This is a genomic window from Sphingopyxis sp. OAS728, assembly GCF_014873485.1.
In the GTDB taxonomy this organism is placed as follows: Bacteria; Pseudomonadota; Alphaproteobacteria; order Sphingomonadales; family Sphingomonadaceae; genus Sphingopyxis.
Map to the genome: position 1 here is coordinate 3,513,148 of NZ_JADBDT010000001.1, position 12,320 is coordinate 3,525,467.

Below are 12,320 nucleotides of genomic sequence, written 5' to 3' on the forward strand. Positions count from 1 at the left end.
GGAGAGAATGATGGCGAAGCACGGGCTCTGGGCAGCGGCTTCGCTGACCCTCTCCCTCATCGCGACCAGCGCGCAGGCGGCACCCGATCTTGTCGCCGCGAACGCGCGGCTGACCGTGCTGCTCGACAAGAACTACCCGGCGCTCGACGCACTCTATCGCGATCTCCACCAGAATCCGGAACTTGGACTGCAGGAGGTCCGCACCGCGGGCATCCTTGCACAGCATCTCCGCAAGGCGGGCTTTACCGTGACCGAGAAGGTCGGCGGCACCGGCGTCGTCGGCGTGCTCAAAAATGGCGAAGGTCCGACGATCCTCATCCGCGCCGACATGGACGCGCTGCCGATGGAGGAAAAGACGGGGCTTGCCTGGTCGAGCAAGGCGCGCGCGACCTATGAGGGCAAGGATGTGCCCGTGATGCACGCGTGCGGGCACGACACGCATGTCGCCTATCTCGTCGGCGTCGCGCAAGCGCTCGCCGCGATGCGCGACAGCTGGTCGGGCACCGTCGTGCTCATCGGCCAGCCCGCCGAAGAGATTCTGAAGGGTGCGAAGGCGATGCTCGACGACGGGCTGCTGACGCGTTTCCCCAAGCCCGATTACGGCTTTGCCGCGCATGTGCTGAACGGCCCGACCGGCATCATCGGCATCAAGGCCGGGACGGCCTTTTCGGCCTCCGACAGCTATTCGATCACCTTCCATGGCCGCGGCGGGCACGGTTCGATGCCTTCGATGGCGCTCGATCCGATCCCGATCGCGGCACGCTTCGTCACCGATGTGCAGACGGTGATCAGCCGTGAAAAGGACCCCAACGCGTTCGGCGTGCTGACCATCGGCGCGATCAACGCCGGCAGCGCGCCCAACATCATCCCCGACAGCGCCGAGGTGAAGGTCAATATCCGCTCGCTGACCCCCGAGGTGCGCCAGTTGCTGCGCTCGGGTGCCGAGCGTTCGGCAAAGGCGGCGGCGATGATGGGCAATGCGCCCGAGCCGACGATCACTTACCTGACCGGCACCGCCAGCCTCGTGAACAATGAGTCGATGGCGGCGAACGGCTTTGCGACATTGAAGCCGGTGTTCGGTGAACGCCTGCTGTTCTCGCCCGCCAGCGCCGCGCCCGTTTCGGCGAGTGAGGATTATTCGGAATTCGTCGATGCGGGCATCCCGTCGCTCTATTTCGCGATTGGCGGCTATGACCCCGCGGTGCTCGCCGACCTGAAGGCAAAGGGCCAGCCGGTGCCGACCAATCACTCGCCTTTCTTCGCGCCCAAGGCCGAGCCCGTGATCCGCAATGCCGTCGCCGCGATCATGCTGTCGGTGATCGGCGGCGTGCGCCCCGACGCGAAATAGGGCCGGGCCTTGTTCGATATCGACAATGCGCTGATCGTCCGCCTGCTCGACCTTGTCGGCATCGGCGTCTTCGCGCTGTCGGGCGCGCTGATGGCGGTGCGGTTGCGGCAGACGCTCGTCACCGCGGCTTTCTTCGCGCTCGTCACGGGCGTTGGCGGGGGCAGTGTGCGCGACCTGCTGATCGGCGCGCCGGTCTTTTGGGTGCAGGACGGGGCGATTGCGGCGGTATGCATCGCGATCGCGCTGCTCGTCTGGCTCACGCCCGAGCGCTGGTGGCAAGGGCAGTTGCTCGAATGGGCCGACGCCGTGGGGCTTGCGGCCTATGCCGTGTTCGGGACGGCAAAGGCGCTCGCGTGGGGCGTTCCGCCCATGCCCGCGCTGATGATGGGCGTGATAACCGGCTGCGTCGGCGGCACGATCCGCGACATCCTGGCCGGGGTGCCGTCGATCATCATGCGGCCCGAAGTCTATGTCACCGCGGCGGCGCTCGCGTCTGGGCTGTTCCTGCTTTTGCAGTGGCTGGGGACGGGAACGCCGATTGCGGCTGTCGCAGGTGCGGTCGCGGGCTTTATCCTGCGCGGGGCGGCGATCCACTGGTCGCTTGCGCTGCCCGCCTATCGCGGACCCAAAGGCTAGGACAAGCGACAGGCTTGCCAAATCGCGAAACTGTGGCAGTTTCGTCTTATGAACATGGATGTCAGCACCATCGCCCGCCGGGTGCGGGGCCAGGCGGACGCCTTGCCCGAGTTGTTCGGCCGTTTCGATTTCGACAAGGCGCCCGAGCGCTGGGCGCCGGAGACGGACGCGGTGAGCGAGCTCAGCCGCGTCCGAAGCATCGACCGCGCCGACTATCTGGACGATCCCGACCTGCTCGGCCGTATCCGCGAATATACGATGCTCGGCGACCGCACGGGCGACGCCTATGCCGCGCTGATGCCGCGCTATGGTTTCCAGCGCACCGTCGCGATGCTCGTCGATGCGTGCGACAAAGGGATCGAGGCGGTCGAGGATGCACCGGTCGAACTGGTCGAGCTGATCCGCGAGATGGAGCAGAAACCGGGTTGGCTCGATATGGGGCTGGTCGAGGAAGGGGCGGCTTATGAACGCAACGCCACAGCGAACCTGTCGCCCTTCCTGATCCGCGGTGCCTTTATCGCGACCTTCCTCAACAAATATTCGGCGCTGCCGATGGCGCTCACCGGTACGCTGGGGCAGGCGACCGCGGCGCGGCGGGTCAAGGAAACCGCGACCTTTTTCGCGACCACGGCGCTGCCCGGCGCGCTCGACCGCTATGGTCCGGGTTTCAAGGCGGCGGCGATGGTGCGGCTGATGCACTCGATGGTGCGCGTCAATGTGCTCTCGCGCCCCGGCATGTGGGACGCCGAAACCTATGGCATGCCGATCCCGCAGCTCGATCAGATGCCCGCAGGGCTGATCCCGGTCTATTTCCTGTCGCAGGAGGTGCTCGCGAAAGGCCGGACCAACTTCACGCGGCTCGAACGCGGGCGTGTCGAACTCGCGCGCTATCGCTGTTATCTGCTCGGATTGCCCGAGGATCTGCTCGCCGACACGCCGCAGGAGATCGTGCGTATCTGGCGCACGCGCAGCGCGACGCTCCGCTACGAATATGACGATGTGGTCTGCGGCGGGCTGCTCCGCGCGACAATGGATGCCGAGCTGTCGAAAGACATGTCGCCGAAAGGACAGGTCAAACGTCGCCTGGAATATTCGGTGAGCCGCGTCTTCTTCGTAAAGGCCTTTCTTGCCGGTGACGAGGAGCGCGCCGCGAGCGTCGGGGTGCCCGTGCGACGCCGCGATCACCTTATCTATGGCGCAACGATGCTTGGCATTGCAGGGCGCATGGCGGCGTATCGCGTCGCCTCGCGTCTGCCGGTCATCCGCCATCTCGCCGATCGCCGGCTCGTGCGCCGCATCGAGCGTCAGCTCGATGGCTATGGCCGCGCCGAATTCACCTCGAACGCCGCGAATTACAAACCGGCGACTGCCAGCTAACGATTTCCAACCAAGGGATTTCCATGCAGACCGAACAGGCGACCGTAAACGGCATCAGCATCACCTTTGAAGACAAGGGGCCAAGAGATGCGCCGGTGATCTTGCTGGTGATGGGACTGGGTGGGCAGTTGACGCTCTGGCCCGACGAGTTCGTCGATGCGCTGAACGATCGCGGCTTTCGCACGATCCGCTACGACAATCGCGACGTCGGGCTGTCGACGCGTTTCGAGGCGGCGGGCGTGCCGAACGTCAAATGGATGATCGTCAAATCGGTGATCGGGCTGCCGGTGCGTCCGGCCTATACGCTCGCCGACATGGCCGCGGACGGGATCGGGCTGCTCGACCATCTAGGTATCGACCGCGCGCATGTCGTCGGCGTGTCGATGGGCGGGATGATCTCGCAGCATATCGCCGCGCGCTATCCGGGGCGTGTGCTGTCGCTGACCTCGGTAATGTCGACAACGGGCAACCGCCGACTGCCGCGCGCACAGAAAGAGGCGATGCAGGTGCTCGCGAACCGCCCGATGACTGGCGACAAGGAGGCGCTGATCGCTTACTCGGTCAATGCCGCGCGCGTGATCGGCAGCCCCGGTTATCCCGCCACCGAAGAGCGGTTGCAGCGCCGTGTGCGCACCGATTTCGAACGCGGCTGGTATCCGCAGGGCGTCGCGCGCCAGATGGCGGCGATCGTCGCCGATGGCGACCGGCGCCCGATCCTGAAGGACATCAAGGCGCCGACTCTCGTCATCCACGGCGAGGACGATCCGCTGGTGCCGCTTCCCGGCGGGCGCGACACCGCAGAGAACATCGCGGGCGCGAGGTTGCTGACGATCCCCGGCATGGGCCACGACTTGCCGCTGGGGCTCGTCGACACGATGGCTGACGCGATTGCGGCGCACGCGAAAGCGGTTGCGGTCGCGGCGTAGGTCCCCTCCCGGTTGCGGGAGGGGAATAATCATTTCAGCAGCAACGCCATCGTCGCGAAGAACCCCTTCGCTTCGGCCTGACCCGGCCGCGGCACGGCGGGCAGATAGGCGCGGCAGTCGAGGCACGAGGCCTGCACCGATCCCGCCTGCGTCAACATCGTCAGGTCCTGCACCAGTCGCCGTTCGGTGAGTTGGCGGTTCATCGCCGCGATGCCGAACCAGCCGCGGGGGAGCGCCGCCGTCTCTTCCTCGGCGCCCGACCAGCTCGCGAGCATCTTCGAAAATTCGCTCGGCTCATCCTCGAAATATTTGGCGTGGAAATCGCCATCGACCTTGGCGAGCTTCGCTGCGGCCTTCAGCGCGTCGGGCAGGCCGCCGAACTGATCGACGAGGCCGATCTGGCGCGCGGTGCCGCCCGCCCATACGCGCCCTTCGGCGATGGTGCGGATTTTCTCGATCGGTTGCTTGCGGCTCTTGGCGACGAGCCCGGTGAAGCGGCCATAAATGTCCTCGACGCTCGCCTGCGCCAGCGCGTTGAATTCGTCGTTCACGCCGCCGAACACGTCGGGCTGGCCCGACAGCGGGGTCGTCGCGATGCCGTCGGCGTTGACGCCGATCTTGGCGAGCGCCTGATCGAAGCTCGGCAATATGCCGAACACGCCGATCGACCCCGTGATCGTCTCGGGCTCGGCAAAGATGCGGTCGGCGGGGGTCGAAACCCAATAGCCGCCCGATGCCGCGACATTCGCCATCGACACGACGATCGGCAGCTTCTTCGCCTTCGCCGCGAGCAGCGCCTGCCGGATTTCCTCCGACGCCAGCACCGATCCACCCGGTGAATCGACGCGCAGCACGATCGCCTTGATGCTGCTGTCTGCGGCAGCGTCGAGGATGTGCTGCGCGACGGTCTCGCCGCCTGCAACGCCGTTCGGCGCCTCGCCATCGACGATCTCGCCGACGACGGGGATGACCGCGATCGCGCTGCCCTTCGTTGCGGGCGGATTGGCCGCGACCCAGTTTTCGAGCGGGATCGCATTATATTCCCACGGCTTGCTGTCGTCGGCGGCGCCGCTGATCTCGGCGACACGGCGGTTGAACGCCATGCGGCTGCCGACCTTGTCGACGAGGCCGGCGTCGACCGACGCTTTCGACAAATCATTGCCCGCCGCCTTCACCGCCCCCGCCGTGTCGGCGATGAACGCATCGACCTTGGCCGCCGGGCGCGCCTTCTTGACGTCGGTCAGCCAGTTATCCCACAGCACGCTTGCATAGGCGAGGTCGGCTTCCTTCGCTTCGGGCGACTGATCGCTGCGCAAATAGGGTTCGACCGCGCTCTTGAAGGTGCCGACGCGATAGATGTGCGCCGTGATGCCGAGGCGGTCCATCAATCCCTTGTAATAGAGGCGCGATCCGCCCGGCCCGGCGATCGCGACGCCGCCGATATTGTCGGCCCAGACTTCGCTGGCGTGCGATGCGACCTGATAGCTGTCGGTGGTGTAGGCGGTGGCGAAAGCGAGCACCGGCTTTTTCTTTGCGCGCACCTTGTCGACCGCGGTGCCGATTTCGGCGAGCGAGACCTGCCCGCCACCGAGGAAGCGGTCGAGGTCGAGCACGACCGAGGTCACGCGCTTGTCGTCGGCGGCGACTTCCAGCGCATGGACGATGTCGCGGACGCGAATTTCCTTGAGCTGCGCGCCGCCCGACAGTGCCGCGAGCGGATCGACGTCGGCGGGCTGTTCGCTGACGATGCCGTCGAGTTCGATCAGCAGCGCGCCCTGGCTGACCGGCAACCCGGCATTCGGGCGTCCCGCAAGCAAGCCGAACAACGCGACGAAGAAGAGCAGCAGGAAGATGAGCGCGAGCGCGTCCTTGATCCCCACAAGCAGGTTCCAGACCTTGCGCGGGAAGCTCGTCGTCGACTTGGGCTTGTCCTCGCCGGGCAGCGGCCGGCGGACGGGAATGGCCCAGGGGCCGGCAGGATCATTTGGCGTGTTCGCGGTGCTATCGGTCATGCCCGCGAACCTAGGGATGCACCTCGTCCTTGGCAATGCACGCTTCGACGGGCGAACCGTCATGCTCCATCGACGACGTCAGAGCCAGCCTTCGCGACGGTACCAGCGCACCGTTTCGGCAAGCGCGTCGTCGGTGTCGCGCTCGGGACGCCACAGCGCGGCGGGCGGGCCGGCGCCTTCGGTCGCGACCCAATCCGGGTGCGCGATATAGCGCGCGCGGTCCGGGGTCAGCTTGGCACGGCTACGGCGCACCAACTTGTCGAGCCGGCCGCCGGCCTTGAGCAGCAGCGCCGGGGTAGCGACTGTCGACAGCCGCTGCCGTCCCACCGCACGCGCGACCGCGCGGGCAAAGCCGCGGTGCGACCATCCGGTGGGCTTGCCGTCGTCGGGTTCGTAAATCTGGCCGATGCTTGCTTCGCGATCGGCGGCGAGCGTGACGAGCAGCCGCGCGAGTTCGTCGACATAGATCGCCGACATGCGCCCGCTCGGCACCAAGGCAATGCCGCGCCGCGCCATGCGGAACAGGTCGAGCATTTCGGTATCGCCGGGGCCGAAGACCGCGGGGGGGCGCACGATCGTCCAGTCGAGCCCGCTCGCCATGATCACCGCCTCGGCGCGCTCCTTCGACCAGCCATAGTTGGAGATGACGGGCTCGCGCGCTGCGAGTGACGAGACCTGGACGAAGCGCGTGACGCCGGCGCCGCGTGCAGCATCGACGACGTTCGCGGTGGCGGTCGCGTTGCCCGCCTCGAAGGCCGCGCGGGTAGGAACGTTGACGACCCCCGCGATGTGCATGACGACATCGGCGCCCGCCGCCATTTCGGCGAGGCTGTCCTTGTCGTCGAGCGCGCCCGCGATCCATGTCACGCCCTCGCGTTCGGGCTGCGGCCGGCGGGTGAGGGCCCGGACGTTCCAGCCCGCCGCGACGGCATCGCGCATCGTCGCGCCGCCCACGAATCCCGTCGCGCCGGTCATAGCGAGGGTCGGGCGGGTCAGAGCAGCACCATATGGTCGCGGTGGACCATCGCGCTGCGCGGCGCATAGCCGAGCGCGGCTTCCTGCGCATCGCGGCCGAGGCCTACGATATTCGCGGCGTCGGCGCCCGGATATTCGGACAATCCGCGCGCGATGACGCGCCCGTCGGGGCCGGCGATATCGAGGATGTCGCCGCGCGCGAAACTGCCGCTGACCGCGGTCACGCCCGCGGCGAGCAGGCTTGCGCCGCCCTGCAGCGCCTTGGCAGCGCCCGCGTCGATCTCGATCCGACCCTTCGCGGTGAGGCCGCCCGCAAGCCACGCCTTGCGCGCGCTGGCGCCCTTGTCGGCAACGAACAGGCTGTGCCGCGCTTCGGTCGACAGCGGTCGGTCGATGCGCCCCGATGCGATCGCCAGATGCGCGCCCGCGGCATTGGCGATGCGCGCTGCGGCGATCTTCGACACCATGCCGCCCGACCCCATGCCCGAGGCTGAACCTTTATCGGCCATCGCCTCGATCGCGGCGTCGATGCGCTCGATGCGTGCGATGTGGACGGCACCCTTCTGCGCCGGGTTGCGGTCGTAGAGTCCGTCGATGTCGGAGAGCAGGATGACACCGCCCGCTGCTGCCGCCTGCGCGACGCGCGCCGCGAGCCGGTCGTTGTCGCCGAAACGGATTTCCTCGGTCGCGACGCTGTCATTCTCGTTGATGATCGGCACGACACCAAGGCTGAGCAGCCGGTCGAGCGTCGCTGCGGCGTTGAGGTAACGGCGGCGATGTTCGAGGTCGTCGAGCGTGACGAGCATCTGCGCGGCGGTGAGCCCTTCGGCGCCGAGCACTTCGGCCCAGACCTGGCTCAGCGCGATCTGCCCGGTCGCCGCGGCCGCCTGCGCATCCTCGAGCGTCCCGCGCCCGCCCTTGGCGAGCCCCAGCCGCCGGGCCCCGAGCGCGATTGCGCCCGACGACACGACCGCAACCTGCTGTCCCGCACGCGCGCGGTCGGCGATGTCGGCGGCGATCCCGGCAAGCCAGTCGCGCCGCACCGCGCCGTCGGGATCGACGAGCAACGCCGATCCGATCTTGACGATCAGCCGGGGACAGGAGGCGGGCGGAAACAGGCTCATGGCGCCGCCGATAGCGCGATGCGCGTCATCCGCCAATGCGAATGTCCGGGCCCCGTCATCCGGGGTGCGATCTAGACGGGCGACCAGCCGCTGGCTTCTTCGCTTTCGTCCTCGCCGGGTTCGGGATGCCCGATCGCCTCGAGCAGCTTGTCGAGCACTGCGGGTACGCCCGCGCCGCTCGCGCCCGACAGCGCCATCACGGGATGGCCGCTTTCGGCTTCGAGTTCGGCCGAGAGGGCGGCGACGAGCTCGTCGTCGAGCGTGTCGATCTTGTTGAGTGCGACGATCACCGGCTTGTCGACTAGGTCGGCACCATAGGCTTCGAGTTCGTCGCGGACGATGCGATAGCTGGTCGCGACATCCTCGTCATTCGCATCGACGAGGTGGAGCAGCACGCGGCAGCGTTCGATATGGCCGAGGAAGCGGTCGCCGACGCCGGCGCCGTCGGCGGCGCCTTCGATCAGGCCCGGAATGTCGGCGACGACGAATTCCTGTCCCTTGTGGCTGACGACGCCAAGCTGCGGGCGCAGCGTCGTGAAGGCATAGGCGCCGACCTTGGCCTGCGCATTGCTCACGCCGTTGATGAAGGTCGATTTGCCCGCGTTGGGCAGGCCGACGAGCCCTGCATCGGCGAGCAGCTTGAGGCGCAGCCACACCCACATTTCCTCGCCCGGCCAGCCCGGACCGTGCTGGCGCGGGGCGCGGTTGGTCGATGTCTTGTAGCTGGCGTTGCCGCGCCCGCCGTCGCCGCCGCGCAGGAAGACAATCCGTTCGCCCTCCTTCGTCAGGTCGGCGAGCACGCTGCGGTCCTCGTCATCGTCGAGGATCTGGGTGCCGATCGGAACCTGGATGACGAGGTCGGGCCCGCCCGCGCCGGTGCGGTCGCGGCCGGCGCCCGGGGTGCCGCGCTTCGCCTTGAAATGCTGGGTGTAGCGAAAGTCGATCAGCGTGTTGAGGCCGGCAACCGCTTCGAAGATCACGTCGCCGCCCTTGCCGCCGTTGCCGCCGTCGGGGCCGCCATATTCGACATATTTTTCGCGCCGGAAGCTGACGGCGCCGGGGCCACCGTCGCCGGACTTGATGAAAATCTTGGCTTGATCAAGGAAATGCATGGCGGGGCCTTCAGGGCGGAAACGGTAGACTAAACATTCAACCCCGTTCGTGTCGAGCGAAGTCGAGGCACCCCGCAGCATAGCGTCAAGCCGAGGGGCATCTCGACTTCGCTCGATGCGAACGGGGATAGGGAATGCGGCCCTTTAGCGTGCGCGCAATAAAATTGCCAGCGGCTTAGCCCGGCTTGCCGCCATGCTCGGCCCAGAATTTCGCGATCCGCCCGGTGATCAACTCGGTCGCGAGCACGCGCGAGGTGTCGCGCGGCAGGTCGAGTGCCTCGGCCATTGGCCCGCCGAGCTGCGCATCGCCCAAGGCCATCAGCACCAGCGCGAGCGTATCTTCGTGCATCAGGCGCTTTTCGTGCGCGTCGGGTGCCATGCCGTCGATCAGCCGGTGGATCGCATCGACGATCGGGTCGAGCGCATCGTCATTGCCTGTCGCCGCCATCCACGTCGCGAGCGCGCCCGCGCCACCCTCGTTGAACGCGTCGAAGGCGAGGTCGACAATCTCGCGCACATTGCGCTCGCCCGGCGGCGATTCGGCCATTTTCCGACCGATCGTCGCGCACACGGTTTCGGCCTGATAGGCGGCGAGCGCCTTTTGCAGCCCCGCGGCGCTGCCGAAATGGTGGAGCAGGTTCGCGTGCGTGCGGTCGATGCGCGCCGCGACGGCTTTCAGCGTCACCGCCGCCGGCCCCATTTCGATCAGGATGTGACGCGCGGCCTCGAGCGCCGCCGAACGGCTTTCCTCGGGACTCAAACGCTTCTTCACTATTGACATATATGTAAGTAAACCCTATTGCTGGCCCGTCTCCCCTTTTCGACGGTATGAGCCATATGTCCAGCCTTTCCCAGTCGCCGACGCCCGCCGATCTTTCGATTACGCCGCGCGACATGCGCTTTGGCCGCGACGATCGGCAGGGGCGCTGGTGGCTCAACGGTGATCCGATCGCCTCCGCATTTCACACCGCGCTGTCGGTCACCTTCCCGCGCGGGGAGGCGATGTTCATCGAGGCGGTGAAGGCGCACCGCGACGGGGTCGATGAGAAATTGGCGCGCGAAATCCGCGCTTTCACCCAGCAGGAAGTGATCCACAGCCGCGAACATGTCGTCTTCAACAAGAAGGCGGCGGAGGCGGGCTACGACCTGTCGGAGCTCGAGGCCGACGTGAACCAGGTCCTCGACCTGATCAAGACGCGCCCGCAGATCGTCAACCTGATGGCGACGATCGCACTCGAACATTATACCGCGATGATGGCGGCGATCATGCTGCGCGACGACAGCATGTATGCGGGTGCCGAGCCCGAATGGGCGGCTTTGTGGAAATGGCACGCGATCGAGGAAATCGAGCATAAGGGCGTCGCTTATGACACCTGGCTGCACGCGACGAAGGATTGGAGCCGTTTCAAACGCTGGCGCGCGAAGTCGCTGATGATGCTCCTTGTCACCTCGCGCTTCTGGCCGAAACGGGTGAAGGGGATGAAGGCGCTGCTGAAGCAGGACGGCCTGACCGGCTGGCGCGTCACCGCGCGTATCTGGTGGTATCTGCTCGGCAAGCCCGGCATCTTGCGCCGCAGCTTCCTGCCCTGGCTCAGCTATTTCATGCCGGGGTTCCACCCGTGGAACCATGACGACCGCGCGCTGATCAAGAAATATGAAAGCGACTATGCCGATGCAATCATGCCGGCGCATTCGTCGAAGCCCGAACTGGCCGCGGCGGCCGCTTAGTCAGCGCGCTTTCGCGTCGACCGCGACCAGTTTCGCCGGCGCGATCCGGTAACCCCAGACGCACAGGCAGAGCATGAACAGGTTTGACACGAGGTCGAGCGCCATCCAGCGCGTCATCACCGGCACCACGAAGACGAAATAATAGTTGAACCAGAAAAAGGGCAGTAGCGCTGCGCCGTAAATGGCAAAAGTGCCGCGCGTCCAGCGGCTGAACGCGATGAACAGGCCGCCGAGCACCGCCTGCGCGCCAAAGCAGCCCATGAACAGCGCGCTCGTCGTGCTGAGATGCTGATATTCGGGATTGATCGAAAGCCGCTCGACCATGTGCGGGGCGGCAAGGCACCACGCGCCAAGGATCAGGAAGGGAAGGGCGAGCAGGCGCTGCGGCCAGAGGGGCGTCAACATGGCTTTGACCTATCAGCGCCGCGCAATTGCGCCAATAGCGGGCTGGACGCCACGACGCTTGTCCCATATCCATTCGGCTGTGGAGGGGACCATGCAACCACATATGACCGCGGCCGAGGTCACGCAGTTCGAACTGCAGCTCGCCGGGCTCGATTCCTTGCTCGAATTCGGGTGCGGCGGTAGCACGCTGGTTGCGGCACGGCAGGTGCGCCGGATCGTCAGCGTCGACAGCGACCCCGTCTGGCTAGGGAAGGTCCAGGCCGACGTCGCGCGCGAGGTGGTCGAATTCAACCCCTTTCACGCCGACATCGGCCCGGTTGCCGAATGGGGTTATCCCGCCGACGAAAGCCGGATCCGCGACTGGCCGCGGTACCACACCCAGATATGGCGCCATGTGAACGGCAGCCCCGATGCGGTGCTGATCGACGGTCGCTTCCGTGTCGCCTGCCTGTTGCAGTCGATCATCCATTGCAAACCCGACTGCGTTTTCCTGTTCCACGATTTCCAGGACCGTCCGCACTATCATGGCGTACTCCGTCACGTCGATGTGCTCGCGCGCGTCGATACGCTCGCGGTGCTGCGGGCAAAGCAGCAGGTCGACGGCACCGCGGTGCTGCACGACCTGTTCGACCATTATCTGATCCCCGATTGACCGCCGGGGCCGGCTTCGGCACATC

The 12,320-nt window shown here is 66.5% G+C and carries 12 protein-coding genes; 6 read left to right on the forward strand and 6 right to left on the reverse strand.

Going from position 1 to position 12,320, the window contains the following annotated elements; genetic code table 11:
• Positions 1-7: 7 nt before the first annotated feature.
• Genes GGC65_RS16680 through GGC65_RS16695 form a run of 4 tightly spaced genes read left to right on the forward strand, consistent with a single transcriptional unit; the run spans position 8 to position 4,287 of the window.
• Complete coding sequence (locus tag GGC65_RS16680; protein WP_225940863.1) at positions 8-1,348, forward strand: amidohydrolase; 1,341 nt, start codon at positions 8-10, stop codon at positions 1,346-1,348.
• A 9-nt stretch (positions 1,349-1,357) separates the two neighbouring features.
• Positions 1,358-1,984 (forward strand): trimeric intracellular cation channel family protein, encoded by a 627-nt coding sequence (locus GGC65_RS16685; RefSeq protein WP_225940864.1) that lies wholly within the window; start codon positions 1,358-1,360, stop codon positions 1,982-1,984.
• 54 nt (positions 1,985-2,038) lie between these two features.
• Entirely contained in the window at positions 2,039-3,361 is a 1,323-nt protein-coding gene (locus GGC65_RS16690; protein WP_225940865.1) for an oxygenase MpaB family protein, read from the forward strand.
• 23 nt (positions 3,362-3,384) lie between these two features.
• Positions 3,385-4,287: an alpha/beta fold hydrolase gene (locus tag GGC65_RS16695; protein WP_192648184.1), complete on the forward strand. Its 903-nt coding sequence runs from the start codon at positions 3,385-3,387 to the stop codon at positions 4,285-4,287.
• Between the two features lie 29 nt (positions 4,288-4,316).
• Here the strand turns inward: GGC65_RS16695 and sppA are convergent, their stop codons facing one another.
• From sppA to GGC65_RS16720, 5 genes are all read right to left on the reverse strand, one after another.
• The gene (gene sppA / locus GGC65_RS16700) at positions 4,317-6,299 is read right to left on the reverse strand and encodes a signal peptide peptidase SppA (protein ID WP_192648185.1); all 1,983 of its coding nucleotides are present in this window, start codon (positions 6,297-6,299) and stop codon (positions 4,317-4,319) included.
• Between the two features lie 78 nt (positions 6,300-6,377).
• Positions 6,378-7,274 (reverse strand): NAD-dependent epimerase/dehydratase family protein, encoded by an 897-nt coding sequence (locus GGC65_RS16705; protein WP_192648186.1) that lies wholly within the window; start codon positions 7,272-7,274, stop codon positions 6,378-6,380.
• Positions 7,275-7,291: 17 nt separating this feature from the next.
• Complete coding sequence (gene proB / locus GGC65_RS16710) at positions 7,292-8,398, reverse strand: glutamate 5-kinase (protein WP_192648187.1); 1,107 nt, start codon at positions 8,396-8,398, stop codon at positions 7,292-7,294.
• 71 nt (positions 8,399-8,469) lie between these two features.
• Complete coding sequence (gene obgE, locus GGC65_RS16715; protein ID WP_192648188.1) at positions 8,470-9,510, reverse strand: GTPase ObgE; 1,041 nt, start codon at positions 9,508-9,510, stop codon at positions 8,470-8,472.
• A gap of 175 nt (positions 9,511-9,685) precedes the next feature.
• Entirely contained in the window at positions 9,686-10,291 is a 606-nt protein-coding gene (locus GGC65_RS16720) for a TetR/AcrR family transcriptional regulator (RefSeq protein ID WP_192648189.1), read from the reverse strand.
• Positions 10,292-10,347: 56 nt separating this feature from the next.
• On the opposite strand from GGC65_RS16720, the gene GGC65_RS16725 reads away from it, so the two are divergent.
• Positions 10,348-11,238 carry a metal-dependent hydrolase gene (locus tag GGC65_RS16725; RefSeq protein WP_192648190.1) on the forward strand — a complete coding sequence of 297 codons (891 nt, stop codon included), beginning with the start codon at positions 10,348-10,350 and terminating at the stop codon, positions 11,236-11,238.
• Here GGC65_RS16725 and GGC65_RS16730 read toward each other — a convergent pair whose 3' ends face one another.
• On the reverse strand, positions 11,239-11,643 hold the full coding sequence (locus GGC65_RS16730) for a hypothetical protein (RefSeq protein ID WP_192648191.1): 405 nt from the start codon (positions 11,641-11,643) through the stop codon (positions 11,239-11,241).
• 91 nt (positions 11,644-11,734) lie between these two features.
• On the opposite strand from GGC65_RS16730, the gene GGC65_RS16735 reads away from it, so the two are divergent.
• Positions 11,735-12,295 carry a hypothetical protein gene (locus tag GGC65_RS16735; RefSeq protein ID WP_225940866.1) on the forward strand — a complete coding sequence of 187 codons (561 nt, stop codon included), beginning with the start codon at positions 11,735-11,737 and terminating at the stop codon, positions 12,293-12,295.
• Positions 12,296-12,320: the final 25 nt, after the last annotated feature.